We start from the raw sequence: 26,033 nt of genomic DNA, 5'->3' as shown, positions 1-26,033 counted from the left end.
GGAGCCGCCGGCCCCGTCGTACCACCACCGGTGCCCCGGCCGACCCGACCCTGCGGAGACATCCATGCGCGTGATTGCCTTCGACCACCTCGTCCTGAACGTCGCCGACATCGAGCGCTCGCTCGCCTTCTACACCGGCCCGCTGGGGCTGCAACCGGTGCGGGTGGAGGAGTGGCGGGCCGGCAAGGTCTCCTTCCCGTCCGTGCGGGTGAGCCCCACCACCATCATCGACCTCGTCGAGGCGCCCGACGAGCGGCCGGAGGGCTCCAACGTCGACCACATCTGCCTGGTGGTCGAGCCGCTCGACTGGCAGCAGGTCATCGATTCCGACGTCTTCACGGTGCTGGACGGTCCTGGCGAGCGCTTCGGCGCCCAGGGCACCGCGGCCTCCCTCTATGTGCAGGACCCGGACGGCAACACCGTGGAACTGCGCTGGTACCTGCAGGACGCCTGAGGATCCCCACGGCAACCCATCGGACACCCTCGATCGTGACGAGGTAGAGGCGGCGTTCGAGCTCGACGGCGAGGTCACCGGCGCGGGCAGCCACTTGATCACGGAAGGGGTCACTTTTCATCGACCGATAGGGGGTCACGGTTCAAAGCACGCCGACAGTGCCCACCACCCCACCACTCACAGCGCTTCTTATGCGGCAGTGATGGTGCTATGCAGCCACTGGGGGGCTACGGCACGCGGTTAGGAGGCTGTGCCCGGCGCTGAAGCAATGTGCGAGCTCCGAGATGCGGTCAGCCCAGGCCGTATATCATGGAACGGCGTCTTGTGAAGGTGACGCGGGCATCATGTCGTCTCCGATTCCGGAGCGGGAACATGGCCGTAGGCGAAGAGGACGAGACAGGGCGCGTCCGGCGTCCGTCCAGCAAGAAGCCCGTCAAGAAGACCGCCAGGAATACCAGCACTGGACGGGCCAGCAGCCGCACGAGCGAAACGAAGCGTGCGGCCCGTCGGGTTTCGGCCCCGCGGGCCATGCGGTATGCGGCTGAGCAGCTCCAGGAGCTTTTGGGGCGAGCACCCGAGTCCGTCTCGGCGGTGAAGCCGACGGAGGGCGGCTGGCAGGCGGACGTGGAAGTTTTGGAGCTGGAACGTATCCCCGGTACTACCAGCGTGATGGCGAGTTACCGGGTGACGCTGGACGAGGAAGGCGAACTGCTGGCGTACGAGCGCACCCGCCGCTACACCCGAAGCCAGATCGACCCGCGTGGCTAGGGCCGGAACACCACTGCTGCACCGCTCGCCGGACAAACGGAAACGGCCTCGTCCGGAGCCACGTGTGAGCTGCTGAAAGGAGGCACCATGACTATGGTGCCGCAGGGCGGAGGAACCATTTCCAGGGCCGGCGGAGGAGGGTCCGGAAACCTTTACGACATCCTCGAGCTGATTCTGGACCGCGGCCTGGTGATCGATGTTTTTGTACGTGTGTCCTTGGTGGGCATCGAGATCCTCAAGGTCGATGCCCGCATCGTCGTGGCGAGCGTGGATACCTACCTGCGCTTCGCGGAGGCCTGCAACCGCCTCGACTTGGAGGAGGGTCGCAAGGCTCCGTCTCAGCTGACCGACCTGGTCGGCGAGGTGACCGAGGGCGGTGCGCATGGGAAAGCCAAGGGTGCTCTGAGTGGGGCCGCTGACGTGCTGACCGATGCCCTGAAGGGAGGACATGACGACGAGGAGACCGAGCGGCCCGAGAAGAGCCGCAAGGAGCCCGAGGAGAGGCGGGAGCGGCCGCGGCGTCGGCCTGCCGCCCGACGCCGGGAGGAGTGAGCCATGGCCGTGTACGTGTATTCCATTGTCAGGGCCACCCATCCGCAGCGCTTGGACGGCCTCCACGGGGTGGGGGACCCGCCTGCGTCCCTCCGCGCGGTGCGCACCGAAATGCTGTCCGCGGTCGTCAGCGACGCGCCCGAGGAGCTGCGTCCCAAACGCCGAGACCTCAGCGCGCACCAGGCCGTCCAGGAACAACTGATGGCCGACGGCACCGTTTTGCCGCTGCAGTTCGGCTTCACCACCACGGACGACGACGCTGTACGAGCGGTCCTGGAGGACGGTACGGATAATTTCAGCGAACGCTTGCGGGCGCTGGAGGGCTGCGTGGAATACCACCTGAAGGCCACCCAGGACGAGGATGCGCTGTTGCGCCAAATCCTTCAGGAGTCCGACGAGGCGCGCGAGCTCAACGAGGAGATCAGAAGCGGCCGCAGCAGCCCGGAACTGCCGCTCGCCCTCGGGGAGCTGGTCTCCCAGGAAGTGCAGGCGCGGCAGGATCGGCTCGCCGTCGCAGTCCTCGATGCGCTGCGCGGACTCGCGCGGGAAGAACGCTCGTCGCAGCCGACCGGGAACGACTTCCTGAATGTGTCCTTCCTTGTGGAGCGGGACAACGAGGAGAGCTTCCTCGGCGCGGAGCAGGATATCGCCAAGGAACTGGGCGAGGACTTCGACCTGCGACTGGTCGGCCCGCTGCCCGCCTACAGCTTCGTCTAAGGAGTGCTCATGGGACTGCTGACTCAACTCGCGACTCTTCCGCTGGCGCCGGTGCGTGGCGTGGCCTGGGTCATGGAGCGCGTCGTCGAGGCCGCGGAGAACGAGTACTACGACCCGGCACCCGTCGAACGGGAACTCGCCGCACTTGAGCGAGCGCTCGTGGCGGGAGACATCGACGAGGAAACCTTCGACCGGCGCGAGGACGAGTTGCTGGACCGGCTGGACGAGATCAGGGCCCATGTCCAGGGCGTCGATACCTGATCGCGGCAGCCGGTGGAACGGGCGCATTGCCACGCGCCCCCGTCGAAGCTCCGGGACACCAGGGAATTGAGGTGCAGCGGCCGTGACCGAACCCGTCGCCAGGAGGCTGGGCGACCTCCCGTCCAGGTCCGCCCCGTATGGCCAGGGCTCCTCGGCCAATCTCGCCGACATCCTGGAGCGCGTCCTGGACAAAGGCATCGTCATCGCAGGCGATATCCAGATCAACCTCCTGGACATCGAACTACTTACCATCAAGCTGCGCCTGCTGATCGCTTCGGTGGACAAAGCGAAGGAAATGGGCATTGACTGGTGGGAGCACGATCCCTCACTGTCGTCACGCGCCAACGACGGCTACCGCTCACTCGCCGAGGAGAACAAACGGCTGCAGGCTGAAATCACGGCGCTGCGCGAGGACCGTGAGCTGCCACGGGTCAAGGACGAAGAGAGCCGCGCTGCGGCTCCCCGGCGCACCTCACACACCAAACGAGCAGGGCCCAGCCCCCGCAGCGAGAGGCGGGACGAGCCATGACCGCCACGGTCTCCTATGCGTACGCCGTAGCACGGGACGCCGACGGATCGCTGGAGGAAGCTCTGCCCGGGCTCCCTGGAGTGGCGGAGGCGCCGGTGCATCTAGTGCGTGTAGAACACAGCGAGGATGTGGTGGTCGCCGTGAGCCCGGTATCCGAGCGCGACTTCCAGGAAGCCGCGCTGCGAGCGCATCTTGAGGACTTGGACTGGCTGGAGTCCGTCGCCCGCGCCCATCACCGTGTGATTGAGGCGTTGGCCGCCCGCACCGCCGTCCTGCCACTGCGTCTGGCGACGGTATACCTCGACGACGAGCGGGTGCGACTCATGCTTCGGGCCCGCCACGAGGCGTTTGCCGGCAGACTGAAGGACCTGGCAGCGCAGGTGGAGTGGGGCGTCAAGATCTATGTCGAAGCGGCCGCTGAGACCGAGAGGCCAGCAGACCCACCCACAGATGCGGGTCTGAGCCCCGGGCGGGCCTACCTCAGCCAGCGAAGAGCACAGCGACACGCCCGCGAAGACGCCTATCGGGGCGCCGAACAGGCAGCCGAGCAGGTCGAGGCCGCCGCCCGCGCTTATGCGGTTGATCGCGTCCAGCACCGGCCGCAGCAAGGCGAACTCGCCCGCGGGCCGGGAGAGAACGTCATCAACGACGCCTACCTTGTGTCGCTGCAACAGGCCGAAGACTTCCGCGCCGATGTCATGCAGGCCGCAGAAGGACTACCCGGGGTACGCGTCGAAGTCACCGGGCCGTGGGCCCCATACTCCTTCGCCACCCTTGCCGAAGCCGAACCGCTGAAGAGGGCCACGCCGTGAGGGCGGCGAGCAGGCCGGAGGCCACGCCGGAGGAGCCGCTGCCGCAACGGCAGATCGCACTGATCGACCTGCTGGACCGGTTGCTCAGCGGAGGCGTGGTCCTCACCGGTGACGTCGTGCTCTCCATCGCCGATATCGACCTCGTACGCATATCGCTGCGCGCGCTGATCGTCTCCATCAGCGAACAGAATCCTTCCCCGTGGCATGCCATTTCAGCACCCGTAGGAGTCGACCATGACCGGTGAGGACCGTCCGTCCGGAAACCGCCTCGCCGAGGTCGCCGATGCCGCCGCCCGCGCCTTCCGCATGCTGCCCGCAGTGCCGCAGGACATCCTGCCCCGGGGCGGCGCGGAGGTGCGGAGGCCGGCCCACCGGATCACTACCGACCCGGACACGGTGGAACGGGACCTGATCAAACTCGTACTCACACTCGTCGAGCTGCTGCGACAGCTCATGGAACGCCAGGCCCTTCAGCGGGTCGACGCAGGAGACCTCACTGAGGAACAGGAGGAGCGTCTGGGAGCAACTCTGATGATTCTGCACAGTCGTATGATTGAACTCTGCGCTCGATACGACCTTTCCATGCAAGATCTCAATTTGGATCTCGGACCTCTCGGAACGCTGCTGCCACCACCCGAATGATCCCAGGGAGCACGACATGGGTATCGGAAAGAAGTCCAAGAACATCGGCAAAATAGCGGAGGGGAAAACCAAGGAAACGGCCGGGAAGGTCGTGGGCAACGAAAGCCTGGAGGGAAAGGGGAGGGCCCAAAAGATGAAGGGCAAAGTGAAGCAGGCAGTGGAGAAGGGCAAGGACACCTTCAAGCACTGAAAGAAGGACATGCAGTGACGGCCCCGCCGCCGCACTCCGAATAAGGGGGGCTGGCGTCCAGAGCACCCAGTGCCGGCTCGCTGCAAATCGACCCAACTGGCGGCGGGACAGTGCGCGCTCGGTGTACGAGGCGCTGAACAGGGCGTTTGTGTGCGCTCACTTCATGCATGTCCGGGTGAACCGGATATGCGACGGGCCGTTAAAATGTTCCTGGTGAACGTCTCCGTAATAACTGACCGCCCGTTCCTCCAAACGCCGACGGGTACGGGAAATCACACGACCGCCAGAGTCTTCGTTGTGGGCTACTCCGAGTCCAAAGCCCTGGCGAAGCTCTCCGCCCTACTCGATACGGAAATCCTGGTTGTGAGCGAGCCTGATTCCGATGTGGACGAGACGGAACGCGGAGCTGGGAGCCTCGTCGCAAGGGCGATGGAGACGAATGCCAAGGAAGGGAAGCACCGTGCAGCTCCCGGAAACCCGGGGCGAGGTGTCTGCCGCCCTGATCGAGGCGCTCGGCCGGGAACCGGGTCGGCGCAGGCTGCCGGACACGTCCCTGGTGGCGGGTGGCGACCCGTACGGCGACGACCTCCAGCTCGCCCTGTACGTCTGCTATGAGTTGCACTACCGCGGCTTCGACGGTGTGGACGGCGCCTGGGAGTGGGATCCGGAACTGCTCAGGGTGCGTGCCGATCTGGAGCGGGAGTTCATGGCGGCTTTGCGCGCTGACGTGCCGGTGGCTAAGGATGTCGGCAGCGCGCTGGACGAACTCGTTCTGGAGCCGGTGGACGCCGACGGCGTGTCGTACTTCCTGCGGGACGAGGGCGAGCTGTGGCATCTGCGCGAGTACGCCGCCCACCGCTCGCTCTACCACCTCAAGGAGGCCGATCCGCACGTGTGGGTGCTCCCGCGCCTGACGGGCCGGGCCAAGGCAGGAATGGCCACTGTGGAGTACGACGAATTCGGTACGGGACGAGCGGAACAGGTCCACGCGCAGTTGTTCGCCGATCTGATGGCGGACCTCCACCTGGACACCTCGTACGGGCGCTACCTCGACGCTGGCTCGCGGCAGATGCTCGCGACCGTCAACCTCATGTCGCTCTTTGGACTCCACCGCTCACACCGTGGCGCGCTGGTCGGTCACTTCGCCTCAGTGGAGATCACCTCATCACCGGGGTCCAGGCGCCTCGCTGAGGCGTTGGAGCGAGTCGGTGCCGGGTCTGCGGCGGTCCACTTCTATGCGGAGCACGTGGAGGCCGACGCCGTGCATGAGCAACTCATGCGGCATGAGGTCGTCGCCGGTCTGCTCCAGGAGGAGCCGGATCTGGCACCAGACGTCACTTTCGGCATCGCGGCCACCGGATGGTTGGAGGACCGGTTCGGCGAGCAGTTGCTCGGCGCCTGGCGGCACGGCGAGTCATCACTCCGTGTGCCGCTCTGAGAGGGCAGTAAGTAACGTGCTGCCCGTTTCGCGCTTGCAGCTGGAGCTGTCGGGCTGGTGGTGGCCTCTCCGGGTGACTATGGCCGCGGCTGGGTGAACAACCCCTGCTCGGGCTCGATCAGGATCCCGCGTTCGGCCAGCCGCTTGAGCTTCAGCCGGACGTTGTTGACGTTGCTGGGCGCGATCTCCAGATCCATCGCCTCGCAGACCGCCCGCGCCCGCAGCGGGGCGTCGGCCGCGGCGAACACCGCCATGATCTGCCGGTAGGCCGGATGGTCCGGCAGCTTCGCGGCCGGCGGCGTCGGCGGGGATGGATCAGGCAGAGCCAGCAGCGTCTTGCGGGTGATGCGGACCTCCTCGGCGGCCCGGTCGAACTCCCCCAATTGCGCAGTGAGTTCCGCGATGCGTCCCCGTGTAGCCTCGGCCTGCGCGGCGATATCGCGCTCTTGCTCCTCCAGGTGCGCCAGCACCGCTCCCAAGGTCAGCTCGCTGCCGCTCATGCGCCGCGCCAGGTAGGGGTGGAGGTCGCGGTGAGCATCCGGGCCATCCGGTCGCTTATGGCCCAGTACACCCTCGACTCGGCGGAGGCGGGCCGGTGCTCGTAGTCCCGTACCAGCCTGCGGTGCAGCATCATGATCCCGTTCACCTGCTCCACCACCCACCTCTTGGGCTGCGGGACGAACCCGCTGGTTGCCGGGTTGCGCTCGACGACTTCGACGTCGATGCCCACCTTCTGCCCGTGGTCGACGACGGCGGTCTTGAACCCCTGGTCCACCAGGGCCTTCTGCACCGTGTCGGTGTCGGCCGCGACCTTGTCCAGCAATGCGATGCCGGCGGCGTTGTCATGCGCGGACGCGGCCAGCACCACCACCGCGATCACCAGACCGAGAACATCAACTGCCAGGCCGCGTTTGCGGCCTGAGACTTTTTTTGCCGCGTCCCTTCCGGTGGTGTCGGCGGGCACCCCGGCGGCCGCGTGCAGGCTCTGGGTGTCGAGCACCACCAGGCTCGGGTCGGCCTTGCGCCCCCGGCTCTCGCGGACCTGCCAACGCAGCAGGTCGTGGATGGTCTGGTCGGTGCCGTCGTCGCGCCATTTGTAGAAGTAGTACTTCACCGCTCCGACCGGGGGCAGGTCGTGGGGGAGGTAGTCCCACTGGCAGCCGGTACGGGACTGGTAAAGCAGGGCGTTGACGATCTCCCGCATCTCGTAGGCGCCTTGGTGGCCGCTGACGGAGGGATGCTGAGCCTTCCAGGAAGCGATGACGGGCTCGATCAGGGCCCACCGCTCGTCGGATAAGTCGCTCTTGTAGGGCTGGCGGTCTCTCACGAGGAACACTCCAGCACGACAGGACTCTCCGATCAGCCCCGATACGCCTGTGCCACACGTTCCAGCGACAGCAAACGTGGCATCACGTCACATACCGCCCTCTGAGACCGGCGATGGGGCTTTCTTCGGCTTCTTCCGGCCGCGGTGGCTCGTGTCGCACCAAGGGAAGATGCGGCTACGCCGACAGGTACACAGTGCGACAACCGGACGGTCCGAGCGGGCAAGGGTGCCGTCCTCCTGGACCACTTCAACGGGCCCTTCCACGAGCATGGGTCCGCCCGGCTCCTGCATGACGCGCCGTGCAGCTGCCCGAGGTGTGGTCTCCGGTTCAGTACGGCCGTTCTGCACGGATCACCACCAGTTCCTCTTTCTCCTGGCCGGGCTCGATCAGGCCCTGCATCTCCAGCCAGTCGGCCCGTTCACGCAGGACAGGCCCGAAGGGAACGAACCGGCGGTCGGTCACGGTGACGTCCAGTCCGGCTTCAGCCAGCCGCGCTGCGGTGATCACTGGGCCGCTCAACGCGGAGTGGACCGCGAGCAGCACGCCCCCAGGGCGCAGCAGAGCGGGGACCTTCGCACAGAGCCGGTCGATCACCGCCCGGCCGTCGATCCCCGCCTCCCAGGCGCGAGCAGTACCGCGACGGGGCATGCGGATACTCGCGGACGGTACGTACGGCGGGTTCGCCAGCACCAGGTCGAACCTCAGGCCGGTCACAGGCTCCGTCAGGTCACCGCGGCTGGCCCGGATAGCCCGCGCGTGCCCGGACAGCAGTGCGTTCAGTCGTGTCGTGAGCACCGCCGCGGCCGACGCGTCGATGGCGATCACGTGGGCAGCGCCGTGGCGGGCGGCGGCGATCGCCACCGCGCCGGTACCGGTACCCACGTCGAGTGCCTCCGCTCCGGGTGACAGACGTTCACGCCGCAGAGCGGATATCAGCATGGCTGTGTCTTCCTGTGGCGCGTAGACACCCGGAGGCTGGAGAAACTTCACTGCCACGACCGGCTCTCAGAGATCACGCAGGGCGGGCAGCAGGGCCTTCTCCGCCCAGTCGAGGAAGGGCCGCTGATGGTCACCTCCGACCTGGACCAGGGCGACCTCCGTGAAGCCCGCCTCGGCGTAGGGACGCACTGCCTCGACAAAGGTGCCGAGGTCGTCACCGCACGGGATGGAATCCGCGATGTCGTCCGGGCGTACGAACTGGGAGGCCCCGGCGAATCCGGCCGGCCCGGGCAGTTCTGCGTTGACCTTCCAGCTGCCGACCGACCAGCGGAACTGGTCGTGCGCCCGTGCGACCGCCGCATCCCGGTCTGTGTCGTAGCAGACGGGCAGCTGGCCGACCCGCGGCTTGCCCCTACCGCCGTGCCGGTCGAAAGCGTCCAGCAGGTCGCTCCTGGGCTCGGTGGCAATGACGAGATCGCCGAGCCGGCCGGCGATCTCGCACGACCGCTCCCCCGACACCGCGATCCCGATCTCAGGCAGCTCGTCCGGCAGGTCCCAGAGCTTGGCATTCTCCACGTCGAAATGTGTGCCGTGATGGCTCACATCACGGCCACCGAAGAGCGCTCGAATCACTTCCACGGCCTCTTCCAGCATCTCCAAACGAACGTGGGCGGCGGGCCAGCCAGCGCCCACCACATGCTCGTTGAGGTTCTCGCCGGAGCCGAGACCGAGTCGGAACCGCCCCTGGGCGAGCAGCTGCATCGTCGCGGCCTTCTGAGCGACCACCGCAGGGTGGTATCGCACGGTCGGGCATGTCACGTACGTCATCAACGGGATCCTCGACGTGGCCTGTGCGGCCGCGCCGAGCACGCTCCATGCGTACGGGGCGTGCCCCTGGGAGTCCAGCCACGGAAAGAAGTGGTCCGAAGTGACGGAGAAGTCGAAGCCGGCGCGTTCGGCGCCCACCGCGTGCTCGACGAGCTCACGCGGACCGGCCTGCTCGGTCATCATCGTGTATCCGACCAGCACCATGGAACACTCCTTGCCGAGCCTTCGGCTCCGAACACGAGCTGTCCGGCTCCGGGGCACACGGGTCATCTGACGAGGCCGCTCACCTCGGGCCCGAGAAAACACGAGACTGTTTTCCGCCGTCCCGCGTCATCACATCGGCAGCCGGCACCACCGATCGGGCCCACCCGAGGTAGAACTCGGCTTCTGTAATCGCATCACGGGTGGTGCGCTGCCCCATGAGCACACACAAGGTGTACGCGACATCCTCAAGGTGCCGACGGCTAGCCAGATCGTGCGGCTCTGCCAGGACGACGACCTCCCACGCGCGATAGCGCCGCAGCAGCGAATCGACCAGGGACTTGTCCGGGAGCAACATCGCGGCTCCTTAGGCTGAGTGGCGGCGCACGCGCGTGAGGGCGACAACACCACTCCGCGCAAGTAGGTAACCCCGAGTCGATACGGCGGCGTTTGCCTCAACGGGAGGAAGGATGAACACCGGGGGCAATCAGCCTCGGCGACCCGGCGTTGCAATCACCCGGCGCTCGCATTCGCCGAACGTCAGCGAACTTTCACCGAGCAACGAAACCTGACGCCTGGTGCCAGCCGCGCGGCCGACACCAGGCCGGGCCCCGGCGGCCGTGAAACCCGGATGCGGTCGCCCCGGGTTCGCGGCCCACAATGCAGGTCCTACTGTCCGGACTTCTTCAGCCGCTCAGCCGCCTTTGCCGCGGTCTCCTGGGCCTTGCCCGTCATTTGCTCGCCACGGCCCTCTGCCTGCATGCCCTTGTCGTCCATGGCATCGCCGACGGTTTCCTTCAGCTTGCCCTTGACCTGCTTGGCCTTCGCCTTTGCCTTACCCATGACGATTCCGTCCTTCACTGTGGGGGGCTGACGTATCCACCTTGCGTCGATCACTCTGAGGCCGCAATCGGTGAGGTGTCGCGCTCACGAGCAACCGGAAAGAAGGGCCGCGGGAGCGACACTCTCCGGTCAGTCGGGCGGCTCGGGGACCGGGCGGGAACCGGGACCCGGCGCCGGGGACGGCTCCGCGTCCGGCTGGGGCTCGGGTTCACCGGGACCTGGTTCGGACGGCGGCTGCGGGTCGTGTGGCACCGGATCCGGCCGACTGGGGACTGGCCCGGGACCCTCGGGGGAAGGTTCTGTGGTCATTGTTCTCGTCCTTTCTCGCGTCGCTGCTTCGCACCACCCCAGCGGACCAACCGTAAGTTGAGCGAGGTCGCTCGAAAACGGTCCGTGGCAACGGGGCAGGGTCCTGGCGCCGTAGTCGGCATCGCACGCGGGGATAGAGACCGTCAGCAAAGGAACTGGGCAGCCATCTGAAAATCGGACACGAGGCCCTCACTTGGCCACGACGGTGCGCCCCTCGCCCGCAGCGCGGCCGAGGGATGCACCGTGGCAAGAACACCGGTGATGCTCCTGGCTGCTCGCCCCTTCGTCCTGCACGGTGGCGGGGATGCCCCAGTGCGGCAGCGAGAGCAGGGCGCCGCGCTTTGAAGGAGCTGCGCATCAACGACTGCATGCGTCGGTCTTCGTCACGGGCGTCGAACGCGTCCTCCCCCCACCATGCTTCCACCGTGCCCCGAATTTCGCCCGGTGCGCTGACTGTGTCCGCTCAAGCTGCCGTCGGCAATCGCTACGGCGAACGCATCTGGAAGCGTCGTCGCCGTTGGCCGCGGTCACCACTCCGTACCGAGCGGCGGGTTCGCCTCCCGCCGCATCCGGGTCGGTGACCCCAGCGTGCAGGAGATCGCCCAGGGCGGCCGATGCCTCCACCGGCAACCAACGATGGGCTTGCGGTGCCGCACGCGTCGCGGACGAACCTCCGGACCGGATCGTCGGTGAAACGCCTCCGTCGAACAGCACCACCGCGTCGTACAGGACAGCGGCGACCGTAGCAGCGCGTGGTCGACCTGAATGCTGTCTCCCTGACTGGTGCTGACCGTACCGTCCTGCGAAACGGTCCGTCTCCCCGGTTGCTCTCGAAGCTCAAGGCGGGAGACGGCGTCGGAGTGTCGGCCGTGTCCGGCCTCGGTACTGAGTGCGGACAGCGTTCTCTCCGAAGCCTCTTATGCCTGCTCAGCGCATGGGCGGAGGAACAACACAGTGGCGGCTGCGGGCCTACTCCGCACTGTGCTCGGTGAGCTGGCCGGAGGCAGGAGATCTCCTCCACAGGCGGTACCCCGCTTGTGGTGGCGGTCCACCACTCCGGTGAGCCCGCCCGGGTCCTGGAGGTCGTCCAGCTGAAGGACGTGGTCAAGCACGGGATCAGAGAGCGGTTCGAGGACTTGCGCCTCATGGGCATCAAAACCGTCATGGTCACGGGTGACAACCCCCTGACGGCCCGGGCCATCGCGCAGGAGGCGGGGTCGACGACTTCCTCGCCGAGGCCACGCCCGAGGATGAGATGGCCCTCATCAGGCGGGAGCAGGTCGGTGGCAAGCTGATCGCGATGACCGGCGACGCGCCCGCCCTGGCCCAGGCCGATGTGGGCGTGGCCATGAACACCGGAACCTCGGCCGCCAAGGAGGCCGGGAACATGGTCGACCTGGACTCCAACCCCACCAAACTGATCGAGATCGTCGAGATCGGCAAGCAGCTGCTCATCACCCGCGGCGCGCTGACCACCTTCTCCATCGCCAACGATGTCGCGAAATACTTCGCGATCATCCCGGCCATGTTCGCCTCGGTCTACCGGGCCTGCAGCACCTCAACATCATGGCCCTGCACAGCCCCACCTCGGCGATCATCTTCAACGCGCTGATCATCGTGGGCCTGATTCCACTGGCCCTGCGCGGCGTGCGCTACAAGCCATCCCGGTGCGATGCCGTCGCCGTCGCCGGCACCAGCCACCACACGGTCCGGCGCCCCCGCCGCGCCGCCGACCGCTACCGGCGCTGTGGTGCGCAGCAGCGACAGCACCTCCTGAACGTCGCGGCGCAGGTCTTCGAGCCCGCCGTGTGCACCCAGCCCGTACCCGCCTTCACCCGACGACCCCGCACGTACTGCACCACTTGGTGCGCCCGCCGCGCCCCCCATCTCCGCCGCAAGGGCCTGCTTCCCGGCGGCCCGGGCCTGCTGTTCCCCCAGCGGCACGAGCAGCGCCTGGAGCCCCCAGGAGACGCGGAGATTGTCAGCCTCACACCGTATTTGCGCAGGTAGACGCATTGCGCAGCAAGGCTGTGAGGGTGTGAGACGGAGCTCGCGGCTGCACTCTCCTACTGTCCGATGATCAGCGGGACCGTACGAATGAACGCAGAGGTGGGAAACATGGTCGGCCTGGTGCTGCTCGGCGTCTTGGTGCTCGCCGCCGGCGGGTGTGCGTGTGTGGTGTGGGCGGAGCGCGGCGGGCCCCGCTGGGTCCGCGGCGTGGCGACCGTGACGCTCGCCGCGAGCGAGCTGGTGCGTCGCTCCGAGAAGAACCGGCGCCGGAGTCTGAACCGGACCACCAGCGACGGCGAGTAGGAACGGACGAAGCGGCCTGAACCGGGCGGTCAAAGTCGCCTGGCAATCGGTCAAGATCACTTGTCAGAGGTCACCTACGTTCCGGTCGCGGGCTCTACCGGGCCGCCGCGCGGCGCTTCCCCGCCCCGGCCTTGGCGGTTCGGGACGGCCCGGGGGAGGCTGGAGAGGGGCTCAGGAGGCCGTCATGCGCGTCCAGGACATCCGGATCGGCGAGACCTACCAGGTCAAGGTCCCCCAGCGACTGCCGCCGACCCTCCGCCACCGTATCCCCCGCACCCATGCCGATTTCGCCGCCGACATGCGACTCAACCTGCGCCGCGGCGACCGCTTCGACCTCACCGTCACCGGTACCGACCCCGAGGGCGCCACCGTCGACGGCTACGAGGCCACCACCACCAACCGGGTCACCCTGAGCCTCACCGCCGACCAGACCGTACATCTGGACCTCCCCGCCGGCCCCGAGTACGAGATCGACGGCTTCGTCACCGACACCGACGGCAACGAGGTCACCCTCCCCGCCGCCAACACCTACACCGCCCTGCCCGCCGTCTGGCTGCATCCCCTCGAAGAACCCATCCCCCTCGCCCCCAGCACCGCCCGGTTCTACCGCGCCCGGGTACAGGCACTGGCCACCGGGATGACGGTCCAGGACGTCGCTCGCGCCGCTGAGGACGCACAGGAATACCAGCGCGACATCGCCGGGCAGGCACTGGACAGCTACCGAGCCGAGGAATGGCTCCGCACCGCCGAAGTGGAACACCAGGAATGGCGACGGATCTCAGCACTCATGACAGACAAGGCAATGAAGACGTACACCCCGCAGAACGACCCCCAAGGAATGACACCCCACTCCTGAGAAGCACGCTCCCGTCCCCCTGACCCTCGCGGCTGAGATCGCTTCGCGCGCCAGTGCGCCAGGTCAGCTGCGCGGCCGTATCCAGTGAGGCAGACAGGAATCGTAGGTGTGCGCCGGCCGCCCCCGCGCGCTTTGAAATCTGTGAGTCTCACAGCCCATTTCCCCAGGTAGGCGCGCTGCCCTGTGAGGTGCGATAGCTGTGAGAGCAGCCGTCGGCCAGGGCCTGCGGCTGCTGCATGGTGCTGCTGCTGATCGTGGTGGTGGCTGGGATGGTGGTTCGTGGTGCAGCGCAGCATTTGCACGACCCGGGCGGGACAAGGATGCTGCTGCTCCGCAAGATGACCGCGCCGCAGCCCCCTACCTGATCGGCCTCCGCGACACGGCCGCATTGCTGACCGGATTCGCCCTCGCCGCCTGCGGTTCCGAGGCACGGCTCCTCGACTGGGCCGACGTCATCGAGGTCGAGCAGTGCCTCGAATTCCAGCTCTGGCGGCCGAAGGTCAACAAGGACGACGCGCACGGCGTACCGTACGGCACGTTCCCCGGCATCTGCCCCGTGCGGGCCCTTCGCGCATGGCGGCAGTGCCTCATCGACCACGGCTGCCAGCCACCGGCCCGATCTTCATCCACATCGACCGCCACGGCAACATCGGCCACCGGATGTTCCGCAACGGCGAGGAAATCGGCGCCCCGTCCGGCCGCATGACCGGCGAGGGCATCGCGGAGATCGTCACCCGCGCCGTCGCCCGCGCCGGCCTCACTGCAAGGCCGAACGATCTGTTGGCTCCCGACCTGCCCGCCCGCTGGACCGGCCACTCCCTACGCCGAGGATTCGCCACCGCCGCCCGCGAGAAGGGCGCCGACACGATCGCAACGTGTCGGCGAAGGCGGATGGGCCGACGGCTCAAAGGCCGTCGCCGACTATTTCGACCAGGCCGGCATCTGAAGAGACCAACCCCCGCTACGGCATCGGCCTGTAGTCGACATCGGCTGCCAACAGAGGGCTGTCAGCCGCAGGACCGCGTGGGTGGTGTGGTCAGCCGAGAAAGGACAGCCGGACTTGGCGTTCGGGGCTCTCCCGGTTGGAGTTCACCAGTACAACGGACTGCGAGGCCCCCAGCTCCAGCTCACCATTGACTACGGGCAGCGTGGCGTGTGGTGGTACCAGTGCCGGGAGCATGTGGTCACTGCCGTGGCCTGGACGACCGTGGCGGGCTCGCCAACGGTCGTCTGCGGGAAGAATTTCGCGGAGGGCTGCCAACAGGTCATTGTCACTGCCCGCGCCGGTCTCGATGATGGCCAGGCCGGATGTCGCGTGGGGGGTGAAAACGTTCAGCAGTCCGTTTCGCCCATGAGCGACCTCCCGGAGGAACGCGGAGCATGCGTTCGTCAGGTCGTGCATGGTCTCAGTGGCGCCGGTTGCAATGTTGATGGTGCGGGTGGTGAAGGTGCCGGTCATGCTTCACCGGTACCCATCGCGGAGCAAAAGCACTAACTGATCGTTTCAAAATGAGCTGAGCCCACGACCTTGCGCCTGGCGATCTTGGTCGGCAGGCTGTGCGGGTGCGTGCTGATCTTGTTCCGGACGGCCTGTGGGAGCGCGTGGCTCCGCTGCTGCCGCCTGTTCCCGAGCGTCGTCGTCGCTACCCCGGACGTTTGCGCGTTCCGGACCGGGCGGCGCTCGCGGGCATCGTGTACGTGCTGCGGACCGGCGTGGCCTGGCGGGACGTTCCGGCCGAGACTGTGGGCTGCTCCGGGGTGACGGCGTGGCGCCGGCTGCGGGACTGGACCGAGGCCGGAGTGTGGCCCCGCCTGCACGCTGCCCTGCTGGCCGAGCTTCGGCGTGCGGAGCTGTTGGACATGGACGACTGCGCTGTCGACGGGTCACATGTCCGGGCCCTTAAAGGGGGGATCACGTCGGCCCCTCGCCCGTCGACCGCGCCCGCCCCGGCTCCAAGCATCATGTGATCGTCGACCGTCACGGCACTCCGCTGGCCGTCACCCTCACCGGCGGGAACCGCCACGACGTCACCCAGCTCCTGCCGCTGCTGGACTCCGTCCCGCCGATCCGTGGCCTGCGGGGACGCCCGCGTCGCAAGCCTCGGCGCCTGTACGCCGACCGGGGTTACGACTTCGACAAGTACCGCCGCCTGCTGTGGAAGCGCGGCATCAAGCCGATGATCGCCCGACGCGGTGTCGCCCACGGCTCTGGACTGGGCAAGGTCCGTTGGGTGGTCGAGCGCGCCTTCGCGTGGCTGCACCAGTTCAAACGACTGCGCATCCGCTACGAACGGCGCGCCGACCTCCATCTGGGCCTGCTCGAACTAGGGCGTGTTCCAGGTTCGGATCATGTGGGGCGGAGACTCCGGAGCCAGATGATCGATCCGCGTAGGTGGAGTCCGGCGAGGTAGCTGGTAGGAGTCTTGTCGTAGCGGGTGGCCAGCCCTCGCCATTCCTTGATCTTGTTGATGCCGCGCTCGACGGTGTTCCTCTCCTTGTAAAGCTCGGCGTCGTGGGAGAGGGGGCGGCCGCCCTTCGAGCCTCGCTTCTTACGGTGGGCGGCCTGGTCCTTCTTCTCCGGGATCACCGCCTGGATCCGGTGTTTACGCAGGTAGGAGCGGTTCGCGCGGGAGGAATACGCCTTGTCGGCGGCGACGGCCCCGGGGCGGGTGCGGGGCCGACCGACCGGCCCACGGATCCTGACTCGGTCGAGGACCGCGGCGAAACGCGGACTGTCGGCCGCCTGTCCCGGCGTCACCACGAACGACAGCGGGCGGCACCGCCGGTCGGTGGCCAGGTGCGTCTTGACCGTCAGCCCGCCCCGCGAGCGCCCCAACGCGGCAGCTTTCAGGCGGGCCTTGTGGCGGCGGCGTATCCGTCGTCGTTCGGCACGTAACGCTTCCTTGACCGGGTCGCCTTCGGCCGTCACCTGGGCGGATTGTCCCTTTGCTGGAGCCCCTTTTCCTCCTCGGCGGCTTTCACCAGCTCCTCCAGGAGCTCGGGGTCGACGGCCATGCCGGCCGCGTGGTGATGCGCGCGTGCGACGGTGGAATCGACGCTGACCAGGTCCAGATCGGCCTGTCCTCGCCGGGCCGCCTCGGCGATCATCCGCTCCATCAGCGTCTCGAAGGTGCCCGCAAGGGCCCACTTCTGGAAGCGGCCGTAGACGGTGGACCAGGACCCGTAGCGTTCGGGGATGTCGCGCCACGGGCTCCCGGTCCGGAACCTCCACATCACCGCGTTCAACTGTTTACGCAGGTCAGGGATCGGTCCGCTCACGCCGAGCGGCAGGTGCGGCTCGAACAACTCCCACTCTGCATCCGTCAGATCGCCTCGCGTCACCCCGGATGTCTACCGTCCCGAGCCACTCCGGCGGAGCGATTTGACCCAACAGTGATCTGAACCTGGAACACGCCCTAGCCTGCAGCCTCATCTGCCTACGCCGCCTGCGCACATCATGTTGAGGCGATCAGTCAGGTCAGGGCGATCGGGTTGGTGAGTGCGGCGACGTGCCCGTTGGGATGGCGGACCTCGATGCGGACGAACGCCGAGTCCTCCGCCGTCGTGTGCCACTGCACCGCACCTGCTCCGTCGCCGGCAAGCGACACGCGGTGGACCTTCCCTCTATCGGTGTGGAAGCTGACGGTCGCCGCCGACACACCAAGTACTGCTGCCTGCACTTCGACCCGCCCACCATGAGTTGCGAGCTGTTCGCCCACCCCGGCGATGCGACCATCAACGCTGGCGGTGAACGACACTTCCACCTCCGCCGACTCGGCGATCCAGCTGCGGCCTGAGCGGATCCCGGCGAGGATCGCCTGGGTACTCAGCTCCTCGCAGAAAACCACGGTGTGCGGGATGCCGATCTGCCCCTCCAGGTGTGTGTCGCTGTTGCCCATCGCCGGCCGCCAAGAGCCCGTCTGGATATCGGCTGCGAGGCTCCGTCCCCACTCGGCCAGGGCGGCCTCGTTGTCGGCATTCCAGGGCCGGTCCGAAGTCCACAGCCCGTTCCACACCTCCACCACGTCGAAGCCCCGGAAGGGGAACATGAAGTCGCCCGACGGATAGGGCGCGTGGGGATGCGCGGCCACGCACAGGCCTCCCACTTGATGGACCTGATCCAGACACCGATCGATCAGTCCGTCCCTGACCTGGTGGTTCCAGTCGACGACCTGACCGGGGCTGGTGCCGAGCGCAAGCCAGTGCCCGGTCTTCGTAGTCACTTCCTCACCCAGCACTATCAAGAAGTCATCGGCAGCCAGATGCGCCCATACATCGGGTGCCGCGGCAGAGTTGTGCTCTGTCGTCGCGATGAAGTCGAGCCCAGCAACCCGTGCCCGCAGTGCCAACTCTTCGGGAGCGAGTTCTCCGTCCGAGTGGACAGAGTGGACATGGCAGTCCCCGCGGTACCAGCCCGCCCCGCGTCCCAGCGCCCGTACCGGCGGGAAGCTCAAACTCAACAAGGTTCTCCTCCATCAAAGGCCTGTCGAGCAAACGTCCAGGCAGAGCAACCGGTTCCGTGACACCACCGGGCGCCGCCCCCGCCGGGACATCGAGATCAAATTCTCATTCTGAAACGATCAGTAAGGGCCGGATGGGTTGTTCCTCCGGGACTCCGCCGGTAGGGCGGCGACCGAGGCCGCCGCGCTACGCCGGGCCCGTGCCGAGAAGACCGGCCACCAGGTAGAGCCGCAGCGTCTGGAGCAGACGGCGTGACCGGCGGCAGGTCAGACGGCCGCCGTCTGGCCGGTGTCGGCACTGCGCTGTGCGGCGTCCCACTCGTCAAGGGCTGCGCCCAGACGGGCGGCGACCTCGGGCAGGGTGTGCTTGTGGCTGGCGAGCCAGCGCAGGTACGGCTCCGCTCCCTGGAGCAGACCGGAGCGGGGGTAGGTCACCACCAGGGCACGGTGGGTGCCGCGCTCCAGCAGGTGGCTGATGAAGTCGACGTCGACGACGTCCTCGGACGCGGCAATGTGCCCGTCGACGAAGCCGCCCCCTGCCGTGGTGCAGCAGTTCCAGCCGTAGTCGATGGAGCACCGTTCGCAGGCGAGCGTGCCGTGCATGTCCGGGTAGCGCCGCTGCCACTCGCCATCGAGAGCGATGACGTCCCCGGCGAGCGGGATGTTCTTGCGGCACAGGCAGCACCTGATGCGGAACGCGATGGACACGGCGGATCTCCCAACACCCAGCAGGCATGACGCGCTCAGCCTGGCATCAGGCCATCTGCCAGGGCCGGAGCCATGCCGTCTTCACGGTGCGCGTCCGTGCCGCTTTGCCCAGGTGCGGGTCTGTACAGCGAACGGCTCTGTCTCACATCCGGTGGTGACAGATCGTGAGTATTGGGTATCTCTACCTTGCAGAGAGTGCGGCCGGTGCTCTGACCTCGATGCTTTGAAGCGGATGGCAGCGCATCGGGGGCGCTGAGCTCTTGTCGCGCCGGACTCTCACGGACAGACGCCGGGCCGATCGGTCGGCCCCGGAGAACGACCGCTGTGGTGCGCGGACCTGCGGATTCATGATTGATGGCCTATTCGTCGCCGCCGTGACCTTCCGTCACCACCGGATGAGAGCCAGAGCCCAGCGAACGGTGTGACTCGGTCAGTGTGTTCTAGCGGCGTCCGGCGGTGAGCCGGCCGTCGAAGGCAATGTCGAAGGCTTGGAGTGCGGCCTTCCAGCGCATGGTCCAGCGCTTGCGCCCGGTGCCCAGGCTCCAGGTTCTTGCCCGGCCGCGAGCCGCTCAAGAAGAGCGCGCTGTCGTTCGTTTCAAGGCGGACCACTTACCCACAGGTCCCAGCCCACACCACGCCCCCGCATGCTGCATAGAGCCGAAAGAGTCACCATTGCCGTTGGGAGTGCCCTGGGACTTCTCTGGGACTTTCGGCTGTATCAACGAGCACGAGCGTGAAACAGCCGAAAGACCATCTGTGCAGGTCAGCGACGCCCAGCCCTCCAGCATCGCAGGTCACGGGGATGGCTGGTCTCTTCCGGGACAAGTGACCATCAGGAACCAGCAGCTCCGCGCAGAACGTCGCCCGCCCTCGGCGCCCCATCGATATGCGCCACCCGACAGGGCCTGACCTGCCCAACAGTTCGCGTCACGAGCGTCATTTCAGCGTCAAGATATCGCCCGTAAGGGCCCGTAAAGAATCAACACGTTGGTTTGGTCTCTGTCGTGAGGGTCGCGCCGTGTGCGGTGGCGTGGACGAGGAGTCCTGCCAGGGTGCTGAGGTGTGCTGCTGGGGGCTGGGGTGTGTGTGCGTGCTGGTCCATCAGTCGTCGGATCTCGCTGGTGGTGTGGCGGATGGTGTCCTTGCTGACGTCGAAGAGGTGGGCCAGCACGGTAGGCGGCAGAGCGAGGTTTTGTTGCAGCACGGTGGCCAGGACCCGTTCGGCCAGGTCGAGTTTGGCTTTGCGGCCGCCGCCCGGGGCCCGGCGCCGGGTGCCGCCGTCGCGTCGGGTGGCCGGGTCCGGTTTCTGCAGCGCCTGCCAGCCGGGGGTCAGGGTCTCGGTCAGCTCGGTCAGTGCGGTGCAGGTCATGCCGGTCAGCACGGGATGTGACAGGGCACCGCGGTCGAAGACCGCCGCCGGCCCGGGCGTCGGCCTGGTGGGGCCTGCCGGGCTGGCGGGGCGGGGGTGCACGGTGTAGTTCCATTCGCCGTGGAAGGCATGCCCGGTGACCGGCACCGCGTTCAGCTCGGCGTCGCTGACCTTCACACCGGTGGGATAGGTGCCGGTGTCGAGTTCCGCCTGGACGGTGAGACCGGTGCGGGTGGTGGTCGCGGCGATGGACTGCACGACGACCTCGTGGCTGTTCAGCGGTCTGCCGCGCCAGTTCATGGTGATCGCGGAGAACAGCCGATGGTGAAGTAGGCCCGAAGCGCGGTCTCGTCTTTCGAGCGAGCCGTTTCTTCGGGCCTCTTCCCGCACCCGGCGTGCCACTCTCATGGCACCGGGCGCTCCACAAGTCCCGTCCTACTGCCCCTGTTGATCTTCATCCGGTGGTCGGCCAGGGGGAAGGGATGACCGTTCCCCGGTATCGGTAGCGCGTCGTGCGTACCTTGCCGGGATCGAACAGTGTCCGTTCCTTCCCTGCTGGCCACCATCCCCCACCGCAATAAAGACGGCGGAGATCCTTCCTGTTGATCCGGAGGTGCTTGCGACGCAGCCACTTCATGACCTGACCCCATGTGTACGAGCTCAGGTACTGGAAGGTTGCGCTCGACACCCCGGGGCGGAAGTACATGCACCAGCCGAACAACATCCTGTTCATCTGGATGAGCAGTTCGTCCAGTGGCAGGCCGGTGGCCGTTCTGCGGCGTATCGCCTTGGCCTTGCCCATCGCGGCCGTCAGGGCCTTGCGCGAGGGGTAGGTGTAGACGTAGCTGCGGCTGGATCCGCGTTGGCGGTGACGCTGGATGCGCCACCCGAGGAAGTCCAGCCCCTCGTCAATGTGGGTGATCAGAGTCTTCTCCACGGACAGGCGCAAGCCCATCGTGGACAACACCTCCGCGATCTCCTCGCACAGAGCTTCGGCGTCGTCCTTGGTGCCCTTGACCATCAGGCACCAGTCGTCCGCGTACCGGGTAAGCCGGTAGTTGGGGAGACCTTGACGACGCCGCTTGGTCCGCGCCCAAGGCGTAGACCTCGGGCCTCCCGGAGACTGGGCGATGTGCTCGTCCAGGACCGACAGAGCCACGTTGCTCATCAACGGTGAGAGAATCGAACCCTGCGGGGTACCGGCGGTGGTCTCTCGAAGTACCCGGTCCTCACCGAGGATGCCCGACTTCAAGAACGCCTTCACCAAGATCAAGACACGTTTGTCTCCGACGCGCTTCCGCACCCGGTCCATCAGGGCGGAGTGTGAAATCTCGTCGAAGCAGGCCTTGATGTCGCCCTCCACGATCCACTCATACGACTTGGACGTGAAGAACCGCACCTCGGCCACCGCGTCATGTGCCCGGCGGTTCGGACGGAACCCGTAGGAACACGGGAGGAAATCCGTCTCGAAGATCGGCTCCAGAACCAGCTTCAAGGATGCCTGAACCACCCGGTCCGCGATCGTGGCGATCCCCAGCCGGCGCAGTTTCCCGCCTGCCTTGGGGATCATCCGCTCCCGCACCGGCAGCGGACGGAAACTACGGTCCTTGATGCTCTCCCGCAGCCCGACGAGGAACTCCTCGACGCCCGTCCGCTCCACGATGGACGCCGCGGTGCGGCCATCCACCCCAGCGGTCCTCGCACCCTTGTTGCCCCGCACCCGATCCCACGCGACCAGAAGGAACGCGGGATCGGCACAGAGGTTGAACAGGTCATCGAACCTGCGATGAGGATCATCACGGGCCCAACGGTGCAGCTTGGTCTGGATCTCCAGTACCCGTCGCTCCGCCACATACGTGACGGCCTCAAGTTCGTCGGTATTCACCGGCGAGAACCTCCTGGTCTTCCAGCACTTCGGCCACAGACTTGCTGGCCCCCTTCGCCATGTACGCACCTTTCGTACGCTCGGACTACTACGGGGCCTCCGCCACGTACTGGAGCCATCAGCCGACAACGGGCCTGCCCACCGGCTGACGGGCTGCCAGCCGGGAAGGGCGGTTCCAACACGCTTCCCACGTTCACCACTCTCCGGTCGACGAGCGAGCCGGCCAGCTCTACCCCGACAGCATCGCCACGCCTACGCCGCAGGCATTCAACGTGGCCTCCTCACCAGCATCGAGAGACCGGCTTCGAAGTCGCCGCCCGGCAAGCGGACGGCGTGCGCTGCACCCGGCCCAGATCCTCCAGATTGGAGCCGGTGGAACACTTACGGGACGTCAGGCACTGGTTTCTCTCGTACGGCGTCTCGTCTTGCTTGCCGGACCCGCGCCGTCTGGAAGTACCGACGCGCTCCGTCGTTGTCAGGGCTGCTCCTACCTCCCCGTGCGTTTCCACGGCTCGGCTGCCCTCAGCTTCACCGGACTGCTGCGACAGTCCGGCGGCAGGGGTCTTTCACCCCTGCCCGGTAACAGTGGCGCCTCGTGGCGCACCTCCACCTTGTTCCACTTCGATGTGCCCGGCGGCATGTGACAGACCGTGACGGCCAGGCCGGTCCGGGCGGCGAACGCGGCCAGCTCGGTCTTGAAGGCCCGGGTGCGGTAGCCGTTGGAGCCGCCGGCATCGGCAGTGATCAGCAGACGTCTGGCCTGCGGGTAGTCGAGGCGCCCTTGCCCGTTCCACCAACGGCCGATCGATTCGACCGCGAAGGCTGCGGTGTCGTGATCCGTACCGACATTCACCCAGCCGGTGTCCGCCGCCAGATCGTAGATGCCATAAGGCAGGGCCTTGCCCAGTGCATCGCCGGGGAAGTCATGGACGTCAACCCGCACGGGTTCACCGGCCGGCCGCCACTGACGTCCCGCATTCTTGAACTCCCCGACGACTTCCTTCTTCTTCGTGTCCACACTGACCACCGGCTCGCCCTCCGCCTGATGGTCCTTGACCTGGTCGTTGATGTACCGGAACTGCGCGTCCCGGTCGGAGTGCTGAGCGCCCTCAAGGGTCTTCGCATTGGCCTGCAGACTGAAACCATTCTCCCGCAGCAGCCTGCCCACGGTCGGCGCCGACGCAGCATGGCCCTGCCGCGTCAGCTCCCCGGCCAGAGACCGCAGCGACTTGGTCGCCCACCGCAGCGGCGACATCGGATCGCCCCGCTCATCCGGCTCGACCAGCGCCAGCAACGCCGGAACGAGCAGCCGGTCAAGCTTCTCGGCGCTCTTGCGACCGCCACCGTCCCGGCGGACCCGGCCATCGGGTAGTGGGCCCTCACCGCCCTCCAACTCAAAGACACCCTTCCGCACCGTCGTCTCGCTCACCCCTGCGGCACGCGCGACGGCCCGGACCCCGCCGTGCCCCAGCAGCCGGGCCTCGGCGGCCAGCGCCAGCCGCTGCTGCCGCTCATTCAGATGAGGGAACAACACTCCGAATCTCAGGGCAAGTTGGTCACGAACCTCGCTCGGTATGCGCATACCACACCAACGACAGGGAGGTCGTGAAGCAACGTGTTGATTCTTTACGGGCCCTAACGCCCACACCGCACATAATGCGCACGCACAAAACAGCAGGTCAGGACCCCTTCGTGACCGGCTCAAGCACCGCCACGCACTCCACGTGATGCGTCATCGAAAAGATGTCACAGGGAGCGAGTCAGCAGAAACCGCTGGTCAGAGCCGGTTTCTCGACTCGGGAGGTGACCTCTCGGGGCCCGGAGCGTCAAATGAGCGTCACGGTCAAGACGGGGCCGGCCCCGCCGGAGCGTGACAGCAACCTCGGTCGCCGGGGAACTGGGCCTGCGAAAGCGCGGCAGCGTGGCCGACGAGGTATCGACCAGGGCGCCGATCAGTTCGTGGGCCGCCGCCTTGGACAGCCCCTTCGACGCCGTGGCGATCTGCTCCCTGGAGCCCGCGGCATGATGTCGGTGCCTTTGCCGCCCTTGACTGACGAGTTCGCCGTCGAACCACTTTTTGCCGCTCTTCTCGTCGCGGCTGTTGGTGCAGCGGTCGTCCGTGAGATGGACCCTGGGAAGGTCAACGGTCCCCCCCCCAGGGGAGCGCAGCCGCCTTGGCGCTACCGGGCCAGAAGGGCACTGGACGGTCTTGCCGCCGGGCACTCGGCGGGTGACAGCGGTGGTGAGGGCGAAGTGGTTGACCATGGGCCAGCCGAATCCTCCAGTGCCGTCGTTCAGGTCGGGGGTACGCATGCGGGGCGCCCGCGGGCTGCGGTCGTGCACGGCCATGCCGATGCCGTCGGGGCCTTCGGTCTCCCGGCCCGCGGTCTCCAAGCCACTCGACAGCCCTTTCTCTGCACCTCAGCGTTCGAGGTCGATTACCTCGTCGCCGCAGGCATAAAAATCTGTCTTGGCTGGAGTAGACATTGGGTGGCGGCATGGTTATGGTTTCTCTCGTAGCCCAGAGAGACCGCAGGGCCTGGCAGAGATGAACACTGCCGGGCAGCAGTACCCGCAATACACGTAGTTGCAGTTCGCAGGACGGTGCGGTGGTGGAGTTTCGAAGCCAGGGTTTTTGCAGGACGGCGACGGGACTGACTGCCGGACCGGGTGGCCCGCAGTGATCAGGGGCCGCCGTGAAGCAGTACCGCAGTGGCAGTACCCGTAAGTGCAGTGCGCAGTACCCAGCAGTGAAGTCAGTGAGCAGCACCTCGGTGAAGGCGTCGGCTGCGGGCGCGCGTGCCGGGAGGTTCGGCAGTGGGGTTCCAAGCCAGAGCAGACGCAGGACGGGCGACGGGGCTGGCTGCCGAAGAGCGGCGCTGTCACAGGCCACAGAGCAGTACAGCGTCAGGTAAGTGATTGATCCCAGAGGGAAGAACGGAGGAGCCCCGCGCCATCAGGATCGCCCGGGCGGAAGTCTTGGGCCCGGGTACCGCAGGACATCGATAGTGAGGTGGTCTCCGGTCAAGCAACCGCGATCCGCGCACTCCCGGCAGCATCTCGGTCGGGTCTGCGGAAACAGAAGGCCGGCGCAGTATCAGGGCCGGCAGATGGTGTAGTAGTTCCTTCGGGGCCCGGGTGCCATACGGCACCCGGGCCCCTCCACGCGATCCACAGAGAGGTGCAAGTGACAGCAGACGACTCGTTCGGCCGTCTCGATGACGACGACTACCCCGCCTACACCATGGGCCGGGCCGCCGAGATGCTCGGCACCACCCAGGGCTTCCTTCGCGCCATCGGCGAAGCCCGCCTGATCACCCCGCTGCGCTCGGAGGGCGGCCATCGCCGCTACTCCCGCTACCAACTGCGCATCGCGGCCCGAGCGCGTGAACTCGTCGACCACGGGACCCCCATTGAGGCCGCCTGCCGCATCGTCATCCTCGAAGACCAGCTCGAAGAAGCCCAGCGCATCAACGCCGAACACCGCCGCACCGCCGGGCCGGCCAATCCACCAGCTGCAGTTTGAGATGACGCCCTTCGGCATCGGCGGGCACCGCACGCACCGTCCCGGGGTGTGGCGTGATCGCTTTCTATGGTGACGCGGTGTGTGGGCGTGTAGCGTCTGCGTCAG

29 protein-coding genes and 5 pseudogenes are annotated in these 26,033 nt (G+C 67.0%); 19 read left to right on the top strand and 15 right to left on the bottom strand.

Annotated elements, in window-relative coordinates:
- The first annotated feature begins 64 nt into the window (after window positions 1-64).
- The 11 genes from OG936_RS33765 to OG936_RS33715 all read left to right on the top strand — a co-directional run bounded on the left by OG936_RS33765 (window position 65) and on the right by OG936_RS33715 (window position 6,363).
- Window positions 65-454 (top strand): VOC family protein, encoded by a 390-nt coding sequence (locus OG936_RS33765; RefSeq protein WP_266749781.1) that lies wholly within the window; start codon window positions 65-67, stop codon window positions 452-454.
- Between the two features lie 372 nt (window positions 455-826).
- Window positions 827-1,222 (top strand): gas vesicle protein, encoded by a 396-nt coding sequence (locus tag OG936_RS33760; RefSeq protein WP_406499678.1) that lies wholly within the window; start codon window positions 827-829, stop codon window positions 1,220-1,222.
- An 87-nt stretch (window positions 1,223-1,309) separates the two neighbouring features.
- Window positions 1,310-1,774, top strand: a complete 465-nt coding sequence (locus tag OG936_RS33755) for a gas vesicle structural protein GvpA (RefSeq protein ID WP_406499677.1) — start codon at window positions 1,310-1,312, stop codon at window positions 1,772-1,774.
- Window positions 1,775-1,777: 3 nt separating this feature from the next.
- Window positions 1,778-2,491 carry a GvpL/GvpF family gas vesicle protein gene (locus tag OG936_RS33750; protein WP_406499676.1) on the top strand — a complete coding sequence of 238 codons (714 nt, stop codon included), beginning with the start codon at window positions 1,778-1,780 and terminating at the stop codon, window positions 2,489-2,491.
- Between the two features lie 9 nt (window positions 2,492-2,500).
- Window positions 2,501-2,752, top strand: a complete 252-nt coding sequence (locus tag OG936_RS33745) for a gas vesicle protein GvpG (RefSeq protein WP_259930026.1) — start codon at window positions 2,501-2,503, stop codon at window positions 2,750-2,752.
- An 82-nt stretch (window positions 2,753-2,834) separates the two neighbouring features.
- On the top strand, window positions 2,835-3,281 hold the full coding sequence (locus OG936_RS33740; RefSeq protein WP_406499675.1) for a gas vesicle protein: 447 nt from the start codon (window positions 2,835-2,837) through the stop codon (window positions 3,279-3,281).
- On the top strand, window positions 3,278-4,093 hold the full coding sequence (locus tag OG936_RS33735) for a GvpL/GvpF family gas vesicle protein (protein ID WP_406499674.1): 816 nt from the start codon (window positions 3,278-3,280) through the stop codon (window positions 4,091-4,093). The genes OG936_RS33740 and OG936_RS33735 overlap by 4 nt, the downstream gene beginning before the upstream one ends.
- Window positions 4,090-4,338 (top strand): gas vesicle protein, encoded by a 249-nt coding sequence (locus OG936_RS33730; protein ID WP_266749772.1) that lies wholly within the window; start codon window positions 4,090-4,092, stop codon window positions 4,336-4,338. Before OG936_RS33735 ends, OG936_RS33730 begins: the two co-directional genes overlap by 4 nt.
- Complete coding sequence (locus OG936_RS33725; protein ID WP_266749771.1) at window positions 4,328-4,735, top strand: gas vesicle protein K; 408 nt, start codon at window positions 4,328-4,330, stop codon at window positions 4,733-4,735. The genes OG936_RS33730 and OG936_RS33725 overlap by 11 nt, the downstream gene beginning before the upstream one ends.
- A gap of 16 nt (window positions 4,736-4,751) precedes the next feature.
- Window positions 4,752-4,925 (top strand): CsbD family protein, encoded by a 174-nt coding sequence (locus OG936_RS33720; RefSeq protein WP_266749769.1) that lies wholly within the window; start codon window positions 4,752-4,754, stop codon window positions 4,923-4,925.
- 460 nt (window positions 4,926-5,385) lie between these two features.
- The gene (locus tag OG936_RS33715; RefSeq protein ID WP_406499673.1) at window positions 5,386-6,363 is read left to right on the top strand and encodes an iron-containing redox enzyme family protein; all 978 of its coding nucleotides are present in this window, start codon (window positions 5,386-5,388) and stop codon (window positions 6,361-6,363) included.
- A 77-nt stretch (window positions 6,364-6,440) separates the two neighbouring features.
- Here OG936_RS33715 and OG936_RS33710 read toward each other — a convergent pair whose 3' ends face one another.
- The 7 genes from OG936_RS33710 to OG936_RS33680 all read right to left on the bottom strand — a co-directional run bounded on the left by OG936_RS33710 (window position 6,441) and on the right by OG936_RS33680 (window position 10,502).
- Window positions 6,441-6,863, bottom strand: a complete 423-nt coding sequence (locus OG936_RS33710) for a hypothetical protein (protein WP_406499672.1) — start codon at window positions 6,861-6,863, stop codon at window positions 6,441-6,443.
- Window positions 6,860-7,690 (bottom strand): IS5 family transposase, encoded by an 831-nt coding sequence (locus tag OG936_RS33705; RefSeq protein WP_406499671.1) that lies wholly within the window; start codon window positions 7,688-7,690, stop codon window positions 6,860-6,862. Before OG936_RS33705 ends, OG936_RS33710 begins: the two co-directional genes overlap by 4 nt.
- A gap of 87 nt (window positions 7,691-7,777) precedes the next feature.
- On the bottom strand, window positions 7,778-7,960 hold the full coding sequence (locus OG936_RS33700) for a CDGSH iron-sulfur domain-containing protein (RefSeq protein WP_406499670.1): 183 nt from the start codon (window positions 7,958-7,960) through the stop codon (window positions 7,778-7,780).
- Between the two features lie 58 nt (window positions 7,961-8,018).
- On the bottom strand, window positions 8,019-8,687 hold the full coding sequence (locus OG936_RS33695; RefSeq protein WP_406499669.1) for a HemK2/MTQ2 family protein methyltransferase: 669 nt from the start codon (window positions 8,685-8,687) through the stop codon (window positions 8,019-8,021).
- Between the two features lie 9 nt (window positions 8,688-8,696).
- The gene (locus tag OG936_RS33690) at window positions 8,697-9,662 is read right to left on the bottom strand and encodes an LLM class F420-dependent oxidoreductase (protein WP_406499668.1); all 966 of its coding nucleotides are present in this window, start codon (window positions 9,660-9,662) and stop codon (window positions 8,697-8,699) included.
- Between the two features lie 79 nt (window positions 9,663-9,741).
- Window positions 9,742-10,017: a DUF5133 domain-containing protein gene (locus OG936_RS33685; RefSeq protein WP_266749760.1), complete on the bottom strand. Its 276-nt coding sequence runs from the start codon at window positions 10,015-10,017 to the stop codon at window positions 9,742-9,744.
- Window positions 10,018-10,328: 311 nt separating this feature from the next.
- Window positions 10,329-10,502 (bottom strand): CsbD family protein, encoded by a 174-nt coding sequence (locus tag OG936_RS33680; protein WP_266749759.1) that lies wholly within the window; start codon window positions 10,500-10,502, stop codon window positions 10,329-10,331.
- Window positions 10,503-11,821: 1,319 nt separating this feature from the next.
- Between OG936_RS33680 and OG936_RS33675 the strand changes: the two are divergent.
- The 5 genes and pseudogenes from OG936_RS33675 to OG936_RS33655 form a co-directional block, all read left to right on the top strand.
- Window positions 11,822-12,485: pseudogene (locus OG936_RS33675) on the top strand (HAD-IC family P-type ATPase); the annotation flags it as partial.
- Window positions 12,486-12,908: 423 nt separating this feature from the next.
- On the top strand, window positions 12,909-13,124 hold the full coding sequence (locus OG936_RS33670; RefSeq protein ID WP_373302700.1) for a hypothetical protein: 216 nt from the start codon (window positions 12,909-12,911) through the stop codon (window positions 13,122-13,124).
- A 184-nt stretch (window positions 13,125-13,308) separates the two neighbouring features.
- Window positions 13,309-13,980: a hypothetical protein gene (locus OG936_RS33665; protein WP_406499667.1), complete on the top strand. Its 672-nt coding sequence runs from the start codon at window positions 13,309-13,311 to the stop codon at window positions 13,978-13,980.
- Window positions 13,981-14,216: 236 nt separating this feature from the next.
- Window positions 14,217-14,345: a hypothetical protein gene (locus tag OG936_RS33660; RefSeq protein ID WP_406499666.1), complete on the top strand. Its 129-nt coding sequence runs from the start codon at window positions 14,217-14,219 to the stop codon at window positions 14,343-14,345.
- Between the two features lie 23 nt (window positions 14,346-14,368).
- Window positions 14,369-14,686 (top strand): hypothetical protein, encoded by a 318-nt coding sequence (locus OG936_RS33655; protein ID WP_406499665.1) that lies wholly within the window; start codon window positions 14,369-14,371, stop codon window positions 14,684-14,686.
- Between the two features lie 330 nt (window positions 14,687-15,016).
- Here the strand turns inward: OG936_RS33655 and OG936_RS33650 are convergent, their stop codons facing one another.
- On the bottom strand, window positions 15,017-15,439 hold the full coding sequence (locus OG936_RS33650; protein WP_406499664.1) for a YjbQ family protein: 423 nt from the start codon (window positions 15,437-15,439) through the stop codon (window positions 15,017-15,019).
- A gap of 104 nt (window positions 15,440-15,543) precedes the next feature.
- On the opposite strand from OG936_RS33650, the gene OG936_RS33645 reads away from it, so the two are divergent.
- Window positions 15,544-16,391, top strand: a protein-coding gene (locus OG936_RS33645; protein ID WP_406499663.1) for an IS5 family transposase whose coding sequence is annotated in 2 segments (ribosomal slippage) — window positions 15,544-15,883 and window positions 15,883-16,391 — 849 coding nt in all. Because the reading frame shifts where the segments join, the coding sequence is not laid out codon by codon here.
- Here the strand turns inward: OG936_RS33645 and OG936_RS33640 are convergent.
- The 6 genes and pseudogenes from OG936_RS33640 to OG936_RS33615 form a co-directional block, all read right to left on the bottom strand.
- Window positions 16,328-17,322: pseudogene (locus OG936_RS33640) on the bottom strand (IS5 family transposase). The gene OG936_RS33645 and the pseudogene OG936_RS33640 sit on opposite strands and share 64 nt — an antisense overlap.
- Window positions 17,323-17,453: 131 nt before the next feature.
- Window positions 17,454-18,440: a CehA/McbA family metallohydrolase gene (locus tag OG936_RS33635; protein WP_406499662.1), complete on the bottom strand. Its 987-nt coding sequence runs from the start codon at window positions 18,438-18,440 to the stop codon at window positions 17,454-17,456.
- 267 nt (window positions 18,441-18,707) lie between these two features.
- Window positions 18,708-19,148: a hypothetical protein gene (locus OG936_RS33630; protein ID WP_406499661.1), complete on the bottom strand. Its 441-nt coding sequence runs from the start codon at window positions 19,146-19,148 to the stop codon at window positions 18,708-18,710.
- A 979-nt stretch (window positions 19,149-20,127) separates the two neighbouring features.
- A pseudogene (locus tag OG936_RS33625) lies at window positions 20,128-20,847 on the bottom strand (ISAzo13-like element transposase-related protein); the annotation flags it as partial.
- Between the two features lie 124 nt (window positions 20,848-20,971).
- Window positions 20,972-22,402 (bottom strand): group II intron reverse transcriptase/maturase, encoded by a 1,431-nt coding sequence (gene ltrA / locus OG936_RS33620; RefSeq protein WP_406499628.1) that lies wholly within the window; start codon window positions 22,400-22,402, stop codon window positions 20,972-20,974.
- 556 nt (window positions 22,403-22,958) lie between these two features.
- Window positions 22,959-23,984, bottom strand: a pseudogene (locus OG936_RS33615) (ISAzo13 family transposase); the annotation flags it as partial.
- Between the two features lie 288 nt (window positions 23,985-24,272).
- Here OG936_RS33615 and OG936_RS33610 point away from each other — a divergent pair.
- Window positions 24,273-24,428, top strand: coding sequence for a hypothetical protein (locus OG936_RS33610; protein WP_406499660.1), 156 nt, complete (start codon window positions 24,273-24,275; stop codon window positions 24,426-24,428).
- A gap of 154 nt (window positions 24,429-24,582) precedes the next feature.
- Here the strand turns inward: OG936_RS33610 and OG936_RS33605 are convergent.
- A pseudogene (locus OG936_RS33605) lies at window positions 24,583-24,775 on the bottom strand (ATP-binding protein); the annotation flags it as partial.
- Window positions 24,776-25,589: 814 nt separating this feature from the next.
- Here OG936_RS33605 and OG936_RS33600 point away from each other — a divergent pair.
- Window positions 25,590-25,928, top strand: a complete 339-nt coding sequence (locus tag OG936_RS33600) for a MerR family transcriptional regulator (RefSeq protein ID WP_405683367.1) — start codon at window positions 25,590-25,592, stop codon at window positions 25,926-25,928.
- The last annotated feature ends 105 nt before the right edge of the window (window positions 25,929-26,033 follow it).

The organism is Streptomyces sp. NBC_00846 (assembly GCF_045207325.1).
In the GTDB taxonomy this organism is placed as follows: Bacteria; Actinomycetota; Actinomycetes; order Streptomycetales; family Streptomycetaceae; genus Streptomyces.
Note: the sequence above shows the minus strand (reverse complement) of the source record. Positions and strands in the feature narration are given on the sequence as shown.

Coding starts and splice junctions, on each gene's coding strand:
- OG936_RS33685 (WP_266749760.1), bottom strand. CDS start 10,017: ATGTTGCTCCCGGACAAGTCCCTGGTCGATTCGCTGCTGCGGCGCTAT.
- OG936_RS33660 (WP_406499666.1), top strand. CDS start 14,217: ATGGTGCTGCTGCTGATCGTGGTGGTGGCTGGGATGGTGGTTCGTGGT.
- OG936_RS33725 (WP_266749771.1), top strand. CDS start 4,328: ATGACCGGTGAGGACCGTCCGTCCGGAAACCGCCTCGCCGAGGTCGCC.
- OG936_RS33745 (WP_259930026.1), top strand. CDS start 2,501: ATGGGACTGCTGACTCAACTCGCGACTCTTCCGCTGGCGCCGGTGCGT.
- OG936_RS33690 (WP_406499668.1), bottom strand. CDS start 9,662: ATGGTGCTGGTCGGATACACGATGATGACCGAGCAGGCCGGTCCGCGT.
- OG936_RS33765 (WP_266749781.1), top strand. CDS start 65: ATGCGCGTGATTGCCTTCGACCACCTCGTCCTGAACGTCGCCGACATC.
- OG936_RS33760 (WP_406499678.1), top strand. CDS start 827: ATGGCCGTAGGCGAAGAGGACGAGACAGGGCGCGTCCGGCGTCCGTCC.
- OG936_RS33670 (WP_373302700.1), top strand. CDS start 12,909: ATGAACGCAGAGGTGGGAAACATGGTCGGCCTGGTGCTGCTCGGCGTC.
- OG936_RS33710 (WP_406499672.1), bottom strand. CDS start 6,863: ATGAGCGGCAGCGAGCTGACCTTGGGAGCGGTGCTGGCGCACCTGGAG.
- OG936_RS33735 (WP_406499674.1), top strand. CDS start 3,278: ATGACCGCCACGGTCTCCTATGCGTACGCCGTAGCACGGGACGCCGAC.
- OG936_RS33755 (WP_406499677.1), top strand. CDS start 1,310: ATGACTATGGTGCCGCAGGGCGGAGGAACCATTTCCAGGGCCGGCGGA.
- OG936_RS33650 (WP_406499664.1), bottom strand. CDS start 15,439: ATGACCGGCACCTTCACCACCCGCACCATCAACATTGCAACCGGCGCC.
- OG936_RS33750 (WP_406499676.1), top strand. CDS start 1,778: ATGGCCGTGTACGTGTATTCCATTGTCAGGGCCACCCATCCGCAGCGC.
- OG936_RS33665 (WP_406499667.1), top strand. CDS start 13,309: ATGCGCGTCCAGGACATCCGGATCGGCGAGACCTACCAGGTCAAGGTC.
- OG936_RS33700 (WP_406499670.1), bottom strand. CDS start 7,960: ATGCTCGTGGAAGGGCCCGTTGAAGTGGTCCAGGAGGACGGCACCCTT.
- OG936_RS33720 (WP_266749769.1), top strand. CDS start 4,752: ATGGGTATCGGAAAGAAGTCCAAGAACATCGGCAAAATAGCGGAGGGG.
- OG936_RS33680 (WP_266749759.1), bottom strand. CDS start 10,502: ATGGGTAAGGCAAAGGCGAAGGCCAAGCAGGTCAAGGGCAAGCTGAAG.